The sequence below is a fragment of the Kineococcus sp. NPDC059986 genome (assembly GCF_040702905.1).
Lineage (GTDB): Bacteria > Actinomycetota > Actinomycetes > Actinomycetales > Kineococcaceae > Kineococcus.
This window is the reverse complement of the sequence record NZ_JBFBND010000064.1, coordinates 1-15,535: the sequence shown is the minus strand read 5'-3', so window position 1 is coordinate 15,535 and position 15,535 is coordinate 1. Positions and strand designations below refer to the sequence as shown.

The 15,535-nt window shown below is 72.4% G+C and carries 17 protein-coding genes; 7 read left to right on the top strand and 10 right to left on the bottom strand.

All coding sequences use genetic code 11. The features are described from left to right. A partial coding sequence (locus AB0637_RS24585; protein WP_366175407.1) for an MCP four helix bundle domain-containing protein occupies nt 1-729 on the bottom strand: 729 nt, incomplete at its 3' end. A gap of 182 nt (nt 730-911) precedes the next feature. Here AB0637_RS24585 and AB0637_RS24580 point away from each other — a divergent pair. After that, a complete protein-coding gene (locus tag AB0637_RS24580; protein WP_366175405.1) occupies nt 912-2,123 on the top strand; it encodes a hypothetical protein in 1,212 nt (403 codons plus the stop codon). 5 nt (nt 2,124-2,128) lie between these two features. On the opposite strand, the gene AB0637_RS24575 is transcribed toward AB0637_RS24580, so the two are convergent. Both AB0637_RS24575 and AB0637_RS24570 read right to left on the bottom strand, forming a co-directional pair. Then, on the bottom strand, nt 2,129-2,833 hold the full coding sequence (locus AB0637_RS24575) for a VOC family protein (protein WP_366175404.1): 705 nt from the start codon (nt 2,831-2,833) through the stop codon (nt 2,129-2,131). 115 nt (nt 2,834-2,948) lie between these two features. Further along, on the bottom strand, nt 2,949-4,619 hold the full coding sequence (locus tag AB0637_RS24570) for a diguanylate cyclase (RefSeq protein ID WP_366175402.1): 1,671 nt from the start codon (nt 4,617-4,619) through the stop codon (nt 2,949-2,951). Nucleotides 4,620-4,819: 200 nt separating this feature from the next. On the opposite strand from AB0637_RS24570, the gene AB0637_RS24565 reads away from it, so the two are divergent. Continuing rightward, complete coding sequence (locus tag AB0637_RS24565) at nt 4,820-5,260, top strand: MerR family transcriptional regulator (RefSeq protein WP_366175400.1); 441 nt, start codon at nt 4,820-4,822, stop codon at nt 5,258-5,260. Beyond that, nucleotides 5,257-6,189, top strand: a complete 933-nt coding sequence (locus AB0637_RS24560; protein ID WP_366175398.1) for an NAD-dependent epimerase/dehydratase family protein — start codon at nt 5,257-5,259, stop codon at nt 6,187-6,189. Before AB0637_RS24565 ends, AB0637_RS24560 begins: the two co-directional genes overlap by 4 nt. A 24-nt stretch (nt 6,190-6,213) precedes the next feature. On the opposite strand, the gene AB0637_RS24555 is transcribed toward AB0637_RS24560, so the two are convergent. Then, entirely contained in the window at nt 6,214-7,056 is an 843-nt protein-coding gene (locus tag AB0637_RS24555; RefSeq protein WP_366175397.1) for a phytanoyl-CoA dioxygenase family protein, read from the bottom strand. Between the two features lie 71 nt (nt 7,057-7,127). On the opposite strand from AB0637_RS24555, the gene AB0637_RS24550 reads away from it, so the two are divergent. Then, nucleotides 7,128-7,964, top strand: coding sequence for a helix-turn-helix domain-containing protein (locus AB0637_RS24550; RefSeq protein WP_366175396.1), 837 nt, complete (start codon nt 7,128-7,130; stop codon nt 7,962-7,964). 12 nt (nt 7,965-7,976) lie between these two features. On the opposite strand, the gene AB0637_RS24545 is transcribed toward AB0637_RS24550, so the two are convergent. From AB0637_RS24545 to AB0637_RS24535, 3 genes are all read right to left on the bottom strand, one after another. Further along, entirely contained in the window at nt 7,977-8,489 is a 513-nt protein-coding gene (locus AB0637_RS24545) for a hypothetical protein (RefSeq protein WP_366175395.1), read from the bottom strand. Nucleotides 8,490-8,588: 99 nt separating this feature from the next. Next, nucleotides 8,589-9,248: a hypothetical protein gene (locus tag AB0637_RS24540; RefSeq protein ID WP_366175392.1), complete on the bottom strand. Its 660-nt coding sequence runs from the start codon at nt 9,246-9,248 to the stop codon at nt 8,589-8,591. Continuing rightward, entirely contained in the window at nt 9,245-9,781 is a 537-nt protein-coding gene (locus AB0637_RS24535; RefSeq protein ID WP_366175390.1) for a sigma-70 family RNA polymerase sigma factor, read from the bottom strand. The genes AB0637_RS24540 and AB0637_RS24535 overlap by 4 nt, the downstream gene beginning before the upstream one ends. 130 nt (nt 9,782-9,911) lie before the next feature. Between AB0637_RS24535 and AB0637_RS24530 the strand changes: the two genes are divergently transcribed. After that, a complete protein-coding gene (locus tag AB0637_RS24530) occupies nt 9,912-10,256 on the top strand; it encodes a hypothetical protein (protein WP_366175389.1) in 345 nt (114 codons plus the stop codon). Nucleotides 10,257-10,285: 29 nt separating this feature from the next. Further along, complete coding sequence (locus AB0637_RS24525; protein ID WP_366175388.1) at nt 10,286-10,684, top strand: nuclear transport factor 2 family protein; 399 nt, start codon at nt 10,286-10,288, stop codon at nt 10,682-10,684. A 36-nt stretch (nt 10,685-10,720) separates the two neighbouring features. Here the strand turns inward: AB0637_RS24525 and proS are convergent, their stop codons facing one another. Continuing rightward, nucleotides 10,721-12,148: a proline--tRNA ligase gene (proS, locus tag AB0637_RS24520; protein WP_366175386.1), complete on the bottom strand. Its 1,428-nt coding sequence runs from the start codon at nt 12,146-12,148 to the stop codon at nt 10,721-10,723. 564 nt (nt 12,149-12,712) lie between these two features. On the opposite strand from proS, the gene AB0637_RS24515 reads away from it, so the two are divergent. After that, nucleotides 12,713-13,459: a class I SAM-dependent methyltransferase gene (locus tag AB0637_RS24515; protein WP_366175384.1), complete on the top strand. Its 747-nt coding sequence runs from the start codon at nt 12,713-12,715 to the stop codon at nt 13,457-13,459. 52 nt (nt 13,460-13,511) lie between these two features. Here the strand turns inward: AB0637_RS24515 and AB0637_RS24510 are convergent, their stop codons facing one another. Next, on the bottom strand, nt 13,512-14,036 hold the full coding sequence (locus AB0637_RS24510) for an ATP-binding protein (RefSeq protein ID WP_366175382.1): 525 nt from the start codon (nt 14,034-14,036) through the stop codon (nt 13,512-13,514). Between the two features lie 58 nt (nt 14,037-14,094). After that, on the bottom strand, nt 14,095-15,099 hold the full coding sequence (locus AB0637_RS24505) for an LD-carboxypeptidase (protein WP_366175380.1): 1,005 nt from the start codon (nt 15,097-15,099) through the stop codon (nt 14,095-14,097). Nucleotides 15,100-15,535: the final 436 nt, after the last annotated feature.

Sequence of the window (15,535 nt, the reverse complement as noted above, 5' to 3'; positions counted from 1 at the left end):
CTTGGCGGTGTAGGCGACGCGTTGGTCGAGGCGGCCTTGGGCCAGGCCTTCCATGACGACGACGGCGCGGCCGAGGGGGCCGGCGATGGACCGGGAGATGAGGACGGCCACCGTCAGGGCGAAGGCCACCGAGAGGGCTCCCAGCGCGATCATCAGGGTCAGTGCGGACCGGTAGGCGGCGGCGCCAGCGTCGCGGGTGGCGGCGGCGGCCGTGTCCTCGGCGTCCGCGAGCTCGTCGAGGGCCGCGACGACCTTCGCCGTGAGCGGGGTGAGGTTCTGTGCGCGGTAGGCGATGAACTGGGTCGGGTCGTCGAGCGTGGCCAGCGCGATGGCGTCGGGCCGGGCGCGGTCCTGCTGGTCGAGCAGGTCGCGGGCGGTGGCACGCAGGGAGGCCGATGCCCCGGACGCGGAGGCCTCGTACGTCGTCCAGGCCTTCTCGGAGCCCTGGTCGTCCCGCGTCAGCGACTGTTCCGCGGCGCTCGTCGCGGCGTCGTCCTGCGCGAGGGCGATGTCGGGAAGGTCCTGGTTCATCTGCAGGAAGTTGGCCTTGACGTCGTCGACGGCGCTCACCGACGCCATCGACGACGAGTAGAGGTCGTCCAGGTTCGACTGGGCGTTCGCCAGCCGGGTGGCGGCCACGACGATGAGGACGACGAGCAGGACGCAGACCACCCCGAAACCGGCGGTCAACTTCGTGGCGACCCTCAGGTCGCGCAGGCGCGTGAGCACGGCTGTCCCCTCTGCGGCGGTCGGTCGGGCGGTCGTGTCGAGGCGGGTTCGAGGTGGGGTCGAGGCGGGGTGCAGGCCTCTGCACCGTTCCATCGACCGGTCGCGGGCCATCGTGAGCCGCTACCGCGGGGCGGTGGTGCCGAACCACCGACGGCGGGCTCGCCGGTGCTGTCCAATGGAGCATGCGCAGACGCAGTGCGGTCACAGCCGCCGTGACGGCCGGGGCCCTGGTGCTCGTCGCCTCCTGCGCAGTGCCCGCTGCCCCCGCCGCACCGGCGCCCGCGCGCGGCGGGGGACTCGTCGCCTTCAGCGGCTGGGTGGGGGACGACACCGAGCAGAGCCTGCGGACGGTCGATCCCGGCACCGGGCAGGTGCGGACCGTCGCCCCGGGCCGACCCGGCGACGTGTCCTGGAGCGCCGACGGGCGGCGCCTGGTCTGGATCGGGTTCGACGGCCGCACCGACGGCGGCTCCACCCTCTACAGCGCCCGCCCGGACGGCAGCGACCGTCGCGCGCTGATGAGCGGGTTCGACCTGCGGGCCGTGGCCACCGGGCCCGACGGGTCGATCGCGGTCGCGCGCTCGGCGGTCCAGACCGACGCCGACTGCGCCACCCGTCCTCCCGTTCCGGTGGCGGAACTCGTCCTGCTCTCGCCCGCCGGCGTCGTGCACAGCCTGGGGCACGTGCCGGTGAACACGGCGGACCTCACGTTCTCCCCCGACGGGGCGACCCTGCTGTGGCGGGCGCAGGCCGGTGACAGTTGCACCGGGGGTGACTACGAGGTGTTCCTCACCGACCTCGCGAGCGGCCGGACCCGGCAGGTGGCGGGGGACGCCCGGCGCAGCGGGTGGGCCTCCTTCTCGGCGGGGGCGACGACCGTCGTCGCTGCCCGCTCGGACGAGCTCGGGCAGGACCTGGTGCGCATCGACGTGGCCACCGCGACCTCCCAGCGCGAGGTCACCCCCGCGTTCGCCGAGGAGTTCCCCGTCTTCTCCCCGGACGGGACGAAGCTGGCGATGGTCCGCACCCCCGAGGCGCCGGCAGCGCCGGGGGAGGGGGTCAGCTTCCGCCCCACCGGCGCCCCGCGAGTCGTCGTCACCGACGCCGGTGGCCGGTTGCTGCAGGACCTCGGGCCGGCGCCCGTCCGCGTCGAGCACCTGGTCTGGGCCCCCGACGGCACGTTCCTGGCCCTGGACGGTTTCACGTCGGTCTCCGCGTGCGAGGGGTGCGACTACGGTTCGGCCGACCCGGCGGTCTGGAGGTTCCCGCTGGACGGCGGTGCCCCGTCCCTGCTCACCACGGCCGGAGGGTTCGACAGCGCGGACCTCGTCGTCCAGCCGACCGTCCCGGACGCACCCGCCCTCGACCGGGGGGCGCGCCGACTCCGGCCCTGACCGGATCAGGCGGTGGTGAGGTGGAACTCGTTGCCGTCGGGGTCGAGGAGTTCGTGCTCGGAACCGTCGGCGGGTCCGGACGGGCGCGCCCCGAGTCCGAGCAACCGGTCGACCTCGGCCCCCGCGGAACCCGACGCCACCGCGACCTCGAGGCGCTGCCGGTTCCGGGCGACCTTGGGCGCCACCGGCGGCCCACCCCACGCGACCTTCGTGCCGCCTTCCGGGGACTGGACCGCCGTCTCGCCCTGCTCGTCCCAGACCAGGGGCCACTGCAGTGCCCTGGACCAGAAGTGCCCGACCTCACGGGTGCCGTCGCCGGCGAGTTCTCCGAGGGGACCGCACCCTTCGAGGAAGGAGTTGTCGGGTTCGACGACGCAGAACTCGTTGCCCTCGGGGTCGGCGAGGACGACGTGCCCCTCCTCCGCCGTCTGACCGACGTCGAGGTGGCGGCCGCCGAGGGCGAGGACCGTTGTGACGGTGGCCTGCTGATCGGCTGCGCTGCTGCTGGTCACGTGCAGGTGCACCAGGCCCGGGCCGGTCCGGACGCCGTCGCTCGGCACGAAGCGCAGTCCCACCTGGCCCCCACCGCCGGCCAGCAGCGGCCCGGAGGGCTCGTCGTGGACCGGTCGGCGCAGGAGGCGTCCCCAGAACGCCGCGAGCGCGAGGGGGTCGTGGCTGTCCACCCGCAGGGCGACCAGTCGGCAGGACACCCCGGGCACGGTAGACGCACGGCGTGTCCGGCGCAGCCGAGTTCTTCCGTGTTCGCGCGGGAACCACGCCGCCCGGGAGCCGCCGGCAACGTGCCGGCACGGACGAGCCCTGCCGTCAGGCGTCGGCGAAGTCCCCGGTGCTGTCGGCGGCTGAGGGGGCGGCGGGGCGGGTGGAGGGGTGGTCGAAGGACGCGGCGGCGGCTCGGTCCCGGCCGGCACGTTTCGCGGTGTAGAGCGCGACGTCCGCTTGGCGCAGCAGTTCCACCACGGGTGTCCCGTGCGTCCGGGGGCTGGCAGCGACGCCGGCGGACGCGGTCACGCTGATCTGCAGCACGCCGGTGGGGGTCGAGGCGGGGATGACCGTGCCGCGGACCCACGCGAGCACCTCCTCGGTGACCCTCACGGCCTCGGTCTGGACCATCCTGGGCAGCAGGAGGACGAACTCCTCCCCGCCCATCCGTGCCGCGACGGCGCCCCGGGCGGCGTGAGCCGCCTCGACGTCGGCCAACACGTCGGACAGGACGCTCAGCACGGTGTCTCCCACGTCGTGGCCGTAGGTGTCGTTGACGGCCTTGAAGTGGTCCAGGTCGAAGACGACGACGGCCCGCGGGGTGTGGTCGGCGACCTCGGCGGCCGCGGTCTGGAGACCTCGACGGTTGAGCAGTCCGGTCAAGGGATCGCGCTGGACCTCCTCGGCGAGCAGTTCGGAGGCGCGTTCGGCCGCGAGTCGTCGTTCGACGACGTCGCTGATGTCGTTCAGCAGCAGGGCGTAGCCCCGCAGTGCCCCCTGGGAGGAGCGGATCGCCCCGGTCCGCACCCCGAGGTGCAGGCCGGGCCGGGGGGAGACCGTTCCGGCGTCGACGGTGCCGGGCGCAGCGCCGACGCGGCCCGCGGTGCCGTCGACCGCACCTGCAGCGGCCTCGGCAGCGCAGACGGCCGGTCTGAGGAACGGCATGACCTCCCACACCGGCTGTCCGACGGGCGTCTGGGCGGACGCGACGCCTCGTGCCGCCAGGTCGCGCAGCAGCGCGGTCGCGGAGGCTTTGAGGTCGACCACCATCCCCTCGGCGTCGGTGGCCACGACCGCGTCCGGGAGCATCTCCACGACGTGGGCACGGGCCAGCGGGACGACCGAGAGGAGCCGGTGGCGCACGAAGCCGCGGATGCTGGAGGCGGCGGCGAACGCCAACCCCACGGGCACGACGTCGACGTTCCGGTCCGGACGGGACAGGGCCAGGGAGACGACCACGGCTGCGGCGACGACGACGGCGCCGCAGAGCAGGATCCCCAGGTGCGGACGGAAGTGCGCCGGGGAACGGGACGGCCCTCGTGCCAGGTGCACCATGCACAGCGTGGCGGGGACGGCCAGGAGCGCGACCACGAGCGGGTACCACGGCCCCTCGTCCCACAGATCTGCCCCCGAGCCCGCCACGAGGTCCCGGTAGACCAGGTGGTGCCAGGGGTTGGTGACCACCGCGCCGAGCACCAGGACCGGGGGGACGGTGAGCACGGCGAGGTCCGCGGGGACGGGCCGGCGGTGGGGGTCGTCCGCCGTGCGCGCCATCCAGCAGGCGGAGGCGGCCACGGTCAGCGCGCCGGTCGTGGCCAGGACCCGCAGGGCGTCGGTGACGGCGAGGGTGGGGGTGGTGCTGAGTCCGGCGGCGGCGGCGCACCACCCCACGGCGCCGGTCATGCCGATCGCGAAGGCCCGCTTGGGGCCGCCGTGAGCGCCGCGCCAGGCCAGGGGGGTCGCCGCGAGGCAGCAGAGGGTGCAGAGCGTCAGCACCGCTGTCCACACCGGAGTGGCCGAGTCCACCGTCGTCCCCTCTCCCGCAGACCGGTGGTCCGGTCCGACGGATGGTCTTGGGCACCCGTGACCCGCAGGACGAGCGTCGACACCCGAACGGGTGGCCCTTCCTCGCTCCCCGGAGCCGGCACGGGAACCGGCCTTGACCTCGAGCGCTTGAGGTCTGGTGAGCTCTCCTCGTGACCACGTACAGCATCCAGGACGTGTCGCGGCAGAGCGGTCTACCGGAGGCGACGCTGCGCTACTACGAGGACGCCGGCCTGCTCGGTCCGATCGCCCGCGACGACCGCAGCGGGCACCGGCGGTACGGCGAGAGCGACCTCGACGACGCCCAGGTCCTGGCGTGCCTGCGCGTCATGGGCGTCGGCATCCAGGACATGCGGACCTACCAGGCCAACCGCGCCCGCGGCCGGGCCGCGGCCGCGGAGCAGCGCGACATCCTGCTGCGCCACGCGGCGCGGGTGGAGGAGCAGATCGCCACCCTGACCGTCCACCTGGACTACCTGCGGGTGAAGGCCACCCTGTGGGACGCCCGCGACCGGGCGGACGACGCCGCCGAGACCGCGGCCCGCGACGAGCTCCAGACCATCGTTCCCCGCTTCGAGGAGACCCACCGATGACCAGCACTCTCGTGACCGGCGGAACGGGGTACCTCGCGACCCGCCTCATCGCCGACCTGCTCTCCGCGGGCACGGCCGTCCGGACGACGGTCCGTTCCCTGGACCGCGCCGAGGAGGTCCGCACCGCGGTCCACCGGGCCGGCGTCGACGCTGCGCGCCTGAGTTTCGTCGAGGCCTCGTTGACCGAGGACGCCGGGTGGACGGCCGCCCTCGACGGCATCAGCGAGGTGCACCACGTCGCCTCACCCATGGTGCAGACCGACGACCGTGACGCGGTCGTCGTCCCCGCCCGGGACGGTGCCCTGCGGGTGCTGCGCGCCGCCCGGGCAGCCGGGACGCGCCGCGTGGTGCTGACCTCCTCGTTCGCGGCCGTCGGCTACTCCCCGAAACCCGTGCGCGACTACGACGAGGACGACTGGACGGACCCGGAGACCCCGGGGCTGCCGGCCTACCCCTTGTCCAAGGCCGTCGCCGAACGGGCGGCGTGGGACTTCGTGGGGTCGCAGGGTGGCGACCTCGAACTCGTCGTCCTGAACCCCACGTGGATCGCGGGCCCCACCCTGACGGTCGCCGCCCGGTCCTCGCTGGCGTTCTTCACGGCCCTCCTCAGCGGGGCGAGGACCGTCGTGCCGCGGCAGCGCTTCGGCATCGCGGACGTCCGCGACGTGGCGGCCGCCCACGTCGCGGCGATGCGGACCCCGGCCGCCGCGGGGCACCGGTACCTGCTCCTGGCCGACGGACCGACCATGACGTTCCGGGAGGTCGCGCGCGCGGCGGGCGGGGACGTCACCGAGGCCGAGGGTGAGGAACCGGTGCCGCTCGTCATCCGCAACGACCGCGCCAAGGCAGAGCTGGGGTTCCGCCCGCGCCCTGTGCTCGAGACGATCACCGACACCGTCGCGTCCCTGCGGGCGCTGGGACTGGCCTGAGCCGCCGCCCGCGCGTGGGCGGGTTCAGTGTCGGGCGAGAGCTTCCCGCACGGTCGAGGTGACCACGAACTCCCCGTCGACGAACTCCCCGCACGGTCCGCCCACCGGCACGAGGTCGAGCGGTGTCGACTCACCCTCGAAACTCATGACGTCGGGGTACCACTGGGAGATGTGTTCCGCCCCACCGGTGGCGTAGTGGCCGACGACGACTGTCCGGAACCGGTCGTGCGTGGTGTTCGGGTCCGATCCGTGGATGAGGTTGCCGTGGAAGAAGAGCACGTCTCCCGGCTCCATGACGACGTCGACGACGTCCATCCCCTCGGGAACGGGGACGGTCTCGCTCGTGAAGGACCGGGTGGTGTCGCTGGGCACGGGGCACAGCACGTCGATCGTGTGCGACCCCGGCACGACCCGCAGGCATCCGTTGGCCGGGTCCACCCGTTCCAGCGCCAGCCACGCGGCGACGCACGTCCCCGGTGACACCTGCAGGTAGCGCTGGTCCTGGTGCAGCGCCTGCCCCCGGGCCCCCGGAGGTTTGAAGTAGATCATCGTCTGGACGGCGAGGGGTTCTTCGCCCAAGAGGTGCACCAGGGCGCGGCGCAGGCGTTCGTCGAGCAGGAACCGCAGGCTCTGGTCGTCGCCGAGGTGGGGTTGCATGAGCCGGGGGTGGCGCCGCAGCGGGTCCTGCGAGGTGGGGTCGTGCTCGGCGGGCGAGGCGAAGTCGGCGGTCCGGGTCTCCCCGAGGCGGTGGGCGTGCGCGTACCAGTCGGCGGCCTCGTCGGGGGAGAACAGTCCCTTCACCAGGACGTACCCGTCGCGCGTGTAGCTCGCCACGGCGTCAACGGTCTGCACCACGTCGTTCGTCATGTCCTCCAGCGTCGACCACCCGAGCCACCGGCACCATCGACAGACACGTCGCAGGCATGGAAGATCCTACTGTGGGAAGTCTGCCCGACGACGAGGTGCCGGGGGAGTGGTTGCCCGCACCCGGTCGTCGCGTCGTGGTGGGGGCGTCGGACGAGGTCGCCGGGTACCACGTGCGCAGACCCCGAGGGCGACCGGACTGGATGTTCACGCTCACCGTCGGCGGGTGCGGCCGGTTCGTGGCCGCAGGGGCGGAGGTGGTGGCGGCACCGGGAGACCTGGTGGCGGTGCCGCCCTTCGTGCCGCACGACTACGCCGTGCGGGAGGGCCGTGCTCGGTGGGAGTTCCTCTGGGCCCACGCCGTCGTCCGGTCGGAGTGGGACCCGTTGCTCGACGACTCCGGGATCCAGCGGACGTCCGTCCCGGGGTCGCAATTCCCCGCCGTCCTCGAGGCGTTCACCGAGGCGCTGACCCACCGCCGCACCGACCGGCCCGTGGCGGACCGCCTGGCGATGAACTGCCTGGAACGGGCCTTGTTGCTGGTGGCCGATGCGCGGCAGGTGCCGGAAGGGGTCACGCCGGTCGTGGCCCGCGTTCTCGAGCACGTCGAGACCCACCTGGCCGACGACCTCTCCGTGCGGACGCTCGCCCGGCGGGCGCAGATGTCGGTCTCCCGTTTCGCCCACGTCTTCACCGCGCAGGTGGGAACACCCCCGCACCGGTACGTCGAGCGCCGCCGGCTCGACCTGGCCGCCCGCCTCCTGGAGGAGACGACCCGTCCCGTCTCCGACGTCGCGGGCACGGTCGGTTTCACCGACCCGCTCTACTTCTCCCGCCGGTTCCGAGGAGCCCACGGCTGCAGCCCGACCGCGTTCCGCGAACGAGCGGGACACGGCCGTTCTCCGCGCTGAGCCGGTGCGACGTCAGCCGGCGAGCGGCGTCGCGCAGTTCGTCCGGCCCGCTAGGGGTTCCACCGGGAAGGTGAGGCTCTGCAGCACGTAGCCGTCGGCGGGGGTGGACTCCAGGAAGATCCCGGGGGGACCGTAGGTGGCCTCCGCGACGACGTGGTGCTGCTGGTCGAAGGCGGTCAGGAGCACCGAACTGCCCCGGACCACGCGGTGGGTCCCCGGGCGGCTGAGGGCGAGGGCTGCGTCCGCCTGGGCGCGGAACTGCGGGTCTGCGTGCTCGTCGGCCGCTGCGGTGAGTTCCCGGGCCTGTCGCGCGAGACCCGCCTGCGCTGCGTCCAGGTCGGGGAAGGCGGCCGTGCTGTCCGGGTCGTACCCGTAGTCGTAGGCGCTCGTGACGAAGCAGTCCACCGGGATGGGCTGGGCCGACGGGGGTTCCGCGGCCGAACCGTCGTGGTGCCGACCGACGAGCAGGACGAGCAGGGGGAGGGCGGCGGCGACGACCGTCGCCGTGCGGGTCGCGCTCGGCATGGTCACTCCTCGGCAGGTCCGTGTCGGTCCTTGAGGCCGCGTCCTTGAGTGCGCCGTCCGGGTGGTTCGCGGCAACGAGGAACAAGACCCCCTGGCGGCCTACCCGACGTTCGGCACCGAGTACAGCGGCGGCTCGAGGAAGGAGGAGGCGATCCGCCACGGTTGACCGTCGGAGTCCCGGACCAGGACGACCTGCCCGTCGACGGGTGCTTTGCCGGTGGTCAACCCGGGACCGGAGTCCCAGGTCATCGTGACGGGGACCGACACGGCCTGCTCCCACCCCTGGGCGGGGGTTCCGGGGCCGGTGGGTTCGGGGTGGGGTGCCCCGACGTCGATGCGGTCGGCGGACAGCCGTTCACCGGTGACGTCGATGCGGGCACCGACGCCCGGGACCCAGTAGTCGTCGAAGGCCCGGGCGTTGTCCCCGGCCCGACGGGCGGCCAGGTAGTCGCGGACGACCTGGTCGGGGTCTCCACCGACCGACGGTGCGACGGTGGTGGTCGCGCTGTTCCACGGGCAGCCGGCCCCGGTCGTGGCGACGACCGCACCGGCGCCGGCGACGAGGAGCAACCCCGCCACGACCGGCACGGCGCGCGCACGGGTCCGGCGCCGCCGGCCGCGGCTCTTCATCCTCTGCAGGTCCCACGTCGGCGGTGGGGCGGGTCGGTCGTCCAGCGCCGCGCGCAGGCCGGCCGAGACGTCGAACTGCAGGCGGTCGTCGTCCTCACCGGGATGGTCGTGGTGGTCCGGGTGGGTCATCGCCGGGCTCCATCGGGGGTGTGTGGATCGGTCAGGTGTTCGTGCAGGAAACGGCGGGCGTGGTGGGCCTGGCTCTTGACGGTGCCTTCGCTGCACTGCAGCAGGTCGGCGACCTCGCCGACGGGGAGGTCCTCCAGGAAGCGCAGGACGGCCACGGCGCGCTGACGCACCGGCAACCGGCGCAACAGGTCCAGCGCGTCGAGACGTTCCAGGGCGGGGCCGGTCGCGTCGGGTGCGGTGTCGTGCCGGGACGCCGGGACGGCCTCGAGCCCGGTGTCCTCGTGACGTCGCCAGGCTCGGCGGTTCTCGGAGATGAGCCTGCGGACCAGGGTGGTGCGGGCGTAGGCGTACTCCTCGCCGCCGCGACGCACACGGGGCCACGCGGCGTAGACGCGTTCCATGGTGTCCTGCACGACGTCGTCGCTGTGGTGCCAGTCGTGGCACCAGGCGTAGGCGACCCGGCGCAGTCGCGGCATGGTCGCGGCCGCGAAGGCGTCGAAGCTCTCGTCGCGGTCGTCGTCACGGTGGCGCACTCGGGCCCCCCTTCTCCACCAGCATGTACGCCGCGGCCGGGTCGGGAGGTTGCACGCGGGCGCGGAGGGGACGACAGCGCGTGCCGCGAGACCACCGGACACCCGCCCCGTGAGCCGCGAGGATGGGGCGGTGGGGACGAGGCAGGACAGGGCGGGGCGGACCGGGGAGTGGGTCTGGCTGGAGTACCTGGAACGTCTCGCCAGCCCCGACGGGGCGGTCTACGAGGTCCGACTGGGGCCGGGTCCTGCCCTGCTGAAGGCGTTCCTCCGGGGCGGGGCCCTGCTGCTGGAGGAGGTGCACAGCGACCGGGACGTGCACCTCAGCGGCCGCGCGGAGGACCTGGTGCGGCCGGTGCGGCGCAGGTCGCCGGAGGGGGTGGTCGACCCCGCGAACGGGGCGACGGGGACGTTGTGGGAGCTGCGCGGCGAGCACGATCCGCGAGACCGGGCACTGCTGGTGAGCTGGGGCTGTTGAACCCCCCGGTCCGCGGGAGGATTCGCTGCATGGACGCCGTCGAGGACCCTCAGGACGTCGAGCACGTGGCGCGCCGCTTCGCCGCAGCTGTCGACGCGCAGGACTGGCACGCCCTCAGCGAGCTGCTGAGTCCGACCTTCTCCGCCAGGTACGTGCACACCGGTGAGACCTTCACCCGGGAGTCCTTCGTCGCGGCCAACCGCGACTACCCCGGCGCTCAGCGCTTCGTCCTCGAGGACGTCGTCGCCTCGGTGGACCAGGCGGTCCTGCGGGCCCGCGTGAGTCCGGTTTCGGGGACCGGCGACACGTACTACGTGGCCTCCTTCGCCACCGTCCGGGACGGCCTGGTCGAGGACTTGGTGGAGGTCTGGACAGACGTCGTCGCCACGGAACCGCCGCCGCACCGGGCAGGGGGAACACCGGCCTGACGGGTGTCGGCGTACGGGGGCTCGAGCGCAACGGGGTCAATAGCTCCGGGCCACGACGGCGACCAGGTCGTCCTCGTCGTCGGCCTCGGGCAGGGAACCGTCGGGACGCTGCAGGCACCGCACGGTCACCGCGTTCTGGGCCAGCTGCGCCTCACCGTCCACCCCGAGGGTCCGCCAGGGGATCCGCGCGAAGCCGGACCGCGCGGCCTCAGCTGCCTCCGGCGTCGAGGTGACGTCTACCGTGCGAGCCCGGAGACGTTCTCGCCCCCGTCGCAGCAGGTCGTCCTGCATCCGCTGCAGCAGCGGGGGCACCAGGGACGCCGCCGCCTCCACGGTCGGACGGTCGCGTTCGACGCTGTCCCGCCGAGCCAGGGTCACCACCCCGTCGCCCAGGTCGCGGGGACCCACCTCCAGCCGCACCGGGACACCCTTGAGCTCCCAGTCGGTGACCCGCCGCCCGAAACCCAGGTCGGTGCGCCGGTCGAGCTTGGCGCGCACCCCGGCGGCCGACAGTTGTTCGTGGAGCCGTTCGGCGGCCGCGACGGTCGCGTCGTCGTCCTTCACCACGAGGACCACCGCCTGCGTCGGAGCCAGGACCGGGGGCACCACGAGTCCCTTGTCGTCGCCGTGGCCCATGATGAGCCCGCCGATGACGCGGGTGCTCAACCCCCAACTCGTGGTCCAGCACAGCGACCGCCGCCCGGCGGCGTCGGTGTGGGTGATGCCGAAGGCGGTGGCGAAGTTCTGGCCCATCTCGTGGCTGGTGGCCACCTGCAACGCCTTGCCGTCGCCCATCATCGCCTCGCAGGCCAACGTGTTCACCGCGCCGGCGAACCGTTCGCGGGCGGTCTTGAGGCCGACGTGCACGGGCAGGGCCAGGACGTCGTCGAAGAACTCCCGGTAGACCTGCAGGTGGATGCGGCGGGCGTAGGCCGAGGCGCCGGCCCGGGTCGCGTGGGCGGTGTGCCCTTCCTGCCACAGGAACTCGGTGGTGCGCAGGAACAGGCGCGGACGCAGTTCCCAGCGCACGACGTTGGCCCACTGGTTCAGCAGGAGGGGCAGGTCGCGGTGCCCCTGGATCCACCTGGCCATCAGCTCACCGAAGACGGTCTCGCTGGTGGGTCGCACGACCAGCGGCTCGGTCAGTTCCTTGCCGCCGGCGTGGGTGACGACGGCCAGTTCGGGGCTGAACCCTTCGACGTGGTCGGCCTCCCGCTGCAGGTAGCTCTCGGGGATGAGCAGCGGCAGGTAGACGTTCTCGGCACCGGCTCGTTTGATGCGGGTGTCGACCTCGGCCTGGACCCTCTCCCACAAGGCGTAGCCGTAGGGTCGGACGACCATCGTGCCTCGCACAGGCCCGTTGTCCGCCAGTTCGGCCTTGTCGACGACGTCCTGGTACCACCGCGGGAAGTCCACGGCCTGGGGGGTCAGGACCGGACTGCGCTTCTCGGTGACCGACGCCATGGGCAGGCAGCCTAGTGACCGAGGCGATGGCAGGCACGGGATTTCGAGCCGACCCCTCCGAGTGGGTACGGCTCAGCCCGTCCACGTTTCACAGGCATTCCAGATCCGAGTCGCTGGGAGCCGTCGCGAGTCGCCGGAGGCGACACCCTCTTCCGACGATGCCTGCACCACCGGGTGAGCGGCCGGTGGCTCGTCGCGGTCGTTTCGATGGCCCGACCTCGATCTCCTCCCGCTCGGGATGGTTTCGAGAGGTGCGGGCTTACAGGAACGCTGCACCCATCGGCCGACACGCCGAGGACTGGAGCGGGGTCTCGGGCGGGTCGCTGGATGGATGCAGCATCCCTGCACGCCCCGGCGAATCCTCGGTGGTCCCGTCCTGGGGGCGACGAGGTCCCACCGCGAGCGACCTGATCGCAGGTTCGTCGTGAGCGGCGTCCTGGAGCTGACCTCGTTCACCACCTCGACGCTCCTCACGCGACCACGCCCGGCCTCCTGACGACGTCACGGTGGTGCCGAGCAGCGGATGCATCGACACCGCGCCGTGACGGCGCAAGGATGCCCGTCGTGACCGAGCGACCACCCGTCGAGCCCTTCTACGACGGCGACGGCGTCGCCCACAGCTACAGCCGTCACCGGCACAGCGGGCCCAGCCCCAACCACGTCATGGAGGAACCCGCCTTCCTCGCCGCCGTCGGCGACCTCGGCGGCCTGGCCGTCCTGGACCTCGGCTGCGGCGACGCGCACTTCGGTCTCGTCGCTCTGCAGGCCGGAGCCCGCAGCTACCTCGGAGTCGACAACTCGCGGGCGATGCTGGAGCAGGCACGGCAGGTGCTCACCGGGACCGAGGCGCACGTGCAGCACTCCAGCATCGAGGAGCTGCAACTGCCCGACGGCACCTTCGACCTCATCGTTTCGCGGATGGCGCTGCACCACGTCGAAGACCTCGACAGCGTTCTGAGCGCATGCCGTCGCTGGGTGGTTCCCTCGGGACGAGTGGTGTTCACCGTTCTGCACCCGGTCCTGACCTCTCCGATCTCGGTACCCCCCTCCACCGAGCGCCGCACCGACTGGACCGTGGACGACTACTTCAGCACCGGAGCACGGCAGCGTAGCTGGATGGGCTCCAGAGTCACCTGGTACCACCGCACCCTGGAGAACTACGTCACCAGCCTGGCTGCGAACGGTTTCGCCCTGTCGCAACTGCGCGAGTGCGCGCCGGAACCGCAGCGTTTCGTGGACGCCGACGACCCTGAGCTGGCGCGGCGACGACGCGTTCCGATGTTCCTGCTCCTGGCCGCCGCGGCGACCTGACCCGGTGCCTCGGGCCCGAGCGGACCCCAGGGTCGTGCCGCGGTGCTCGCAGTCATCGGGCGTCCAGAGCTGTGATGGCGCTGACGAGCTCGGACACCCGTTCCAGGTCGTTCGTGTCCTCGGCGGCGACGATGAGCGCGTTCTCGTCCACCGGCGCCTCGAAGCTCGCCGCGTGCTCTTCGAGAACCGCGTCGGTGACGTCTCGGCGGATCTGCTCGTCTCGGTTCGCTCGCACCCGCTGCAACTGCAGTTGCGGGGTGATCTGGACCCAGACGAGAACGAAGACGGAGCCGGCGGCGTCCGCCGTGCGACGCCACTCGTCGCGGATGAAGCGCGGTGACCCGGTGTCGTCGACCACGACGTGACGACCGTCCGCGAGCAGGTCGCGACCTCGCTCGTGGGCGATGCGGTTGGTGGTGGCCCACTCCTCGAGGGGAATGCCTCGGCCGCCGTCGAGGCCGCGTTCTTCGTTGATGCGGTCGAGGCTGATCAGTTGCGCGCCGAGGCTGTCGGCCAGGCGCCGGGCCACGGTGCTCTTGCCCGCGAAGGAGAGGCCACACGTCAAGACCAGTGCCATGCGGAGACACTAGGGGTTGCGCCGGCAACCGGGTGCTCCCTCGGGAGAGCGAGGAACGTCAGGTCGCGGGGCGGCACGCCGCCTGCACCAGTGCCAGCCGGCGCTGCCCGGCGTCCACGGCGGCCCGAACTCCCAGTGGCATCGGCAGGTTCGGACCCGCGTGCCCGAACTCCACCCCCGCCAGGACCGGGATGTCGCGGTCGCCGAGGACGTCCAGGACGACCTCACGCAACGAGGGGGACGACTGCGGGTCCTCGAGGCCACCGATGGCGTGCGGCACGCCCACCACCATGCCGCCGATCCTGTCGAGGATCCCCGCGTGACGCAGCACCTGCAGGTAGGTCCACACGTGGGAGACGTGACCTCCCATCTCCTCCCAGAACAAGATCGCGCCCTGGAAGCGCTCGACCGGCAGGGCGTACCTCGTGGCCTGCACCAACGCGATGCGGTTGATCACCCCACCGATCAGAGGGCCTTCGGCACGTCCTGGTCGCCAGCACTCCCACGACGGCGAAGCAGGGAGTGCGCCGATCGGCTCGCTGCGCGTCAGCAGCCTGCGGTACAGGTCTTCGAGCTCGGCGCGCCGCGCTGCAGGCACCCTCCGCCAGGCACCACCGAGACCGGGCGTGGCCAGATCCGCGTGGAACCCCACGAGGCCCGTACGTCGATGGAGGACCAGGTGCAGCAGGGAGATGTCGCTGTACCCCAGGACCGGCTTGGGGTCGGCCCTGACGGCCTCGACGTCGATGAGGTCGAGGTACCCGAAGGCCGTCTGCCCGCCGTCGTGGGCGATGATCGCGCGCACCTGGTCGTCGCGCAGCAGTGCGTTGAGCTCCTCCGCGATGCGCTCGGGTCTGGCCGCGCTCCACCAGTGCGCCGGGCTGACCTGCAACAACGGGGCACGTCGCACACGGAACCCCATCCCCTCCAGGGTCCTCTCGGCTTCCTGGAGGTCGGGTTCGAACTGAGCCAGCAGCGGTCCTGACAACGAGGCGATGACCACGAGGTCGCCGGTCCCCATGGCGCGGGGTCGGAGGAGTTCGGTCGAGTCGTCAGTGATCACCAGGTCAGCCTCGCGCCCTTCCCCGCCCACCCGCCACTGCTGCGCGGCACCGTCGCCTGTCCCGAGGCATCGCACGACACATCGCAGGGTGGCGACCCGCGACTGTGATGTATCAGGACATCGGTGACAGTTGTGCGTCAGGACATCGGTGACACTTGATGTGTCAGGACATCGTTAACAGTCACCGGGCTGAGCCGCGCAGTCGGCAGGGTGCCGTGCGAGTGCGCTGGGGCATGCAACGGCTAGCTACGTGTCTGTCGACGAGTGAAGATCCGGAATGCAGACACAGGTGGACCCAAGGAGAACCCCAGCTCGGCTTCCCGTCGTCCGTACAGTCGCGAGGGGTCAAGTCCTCAGAGGTGGTGTACGACGTTCGCCGCGTGATGCTCCGTGCAGTCAGGCAGTCAAGGCCTGCATCGTGAGGTCAGAGTTCACC

What these genes read in the sequence shown, in the direction of transcription:
- proS (WP_366175386.1), bottom strand. Translation starts at nt 12,148, where the DNA reads ATGGCGTCGGTCACCGAGAAGCGCAGTCCGGTCCTGACCCCCCAGGCC.
- AB0637_RS24555 (WP_366175397.1), bottom strand. Translation starts at nt 7,056, where the DNA reads ATGACGAACGACGTGGTGCAGACCGTTGACGCCGTGGCGAGCTACACG.
- AB0637_RS24580 (WP_366175405.1), top strand. Translation starts at nt 912, where the DNA reads ATGCGCAGACGCAGTGCGGTCACAGCCGCCGTGACGGCCGGGGCCCTG.
- AB0637_RS24510 (WP_366175382.1), bottom strand. Translation starts at nt 14,036, where the DNA reads ATGGCACTGGTCTTGACGTGTGGCCTCTCCTTCGCGGGCAAGAGCACC.
- AB0637_RS24560 (WP_366175398.1), top strand. Translation starts at nt 5,257, where the DNA reads ATGACCAGCACTCTCGTGACCGGCGGAACGGGGTACCTCGCGACCCGC.
- AB0637_RS24525 (WP_366175388.1), top strand. Translation starts at nt 10,286, where the DNA reads ATGGACGCCGTCGAGGACCCTCAGGACGTCGAGCACGTGGCGCGCCGC.
- AB0637_RS24545 (WP_366175395.1), bottom strand. Translation starts at nt 8,489, where the DNA reads ATGCCGAGCGCGACCCGCACGGCGACGGTCGTCGCCGCCGCCCTCCCC.
- AB0637_RS24540 (WP_366175392.1), bottom strand. Translation starts at nt 9,248, where the DNA reads ATGACCCACCCGGACCACCACGACCATCCCGGTGAGGACGACGACCGC.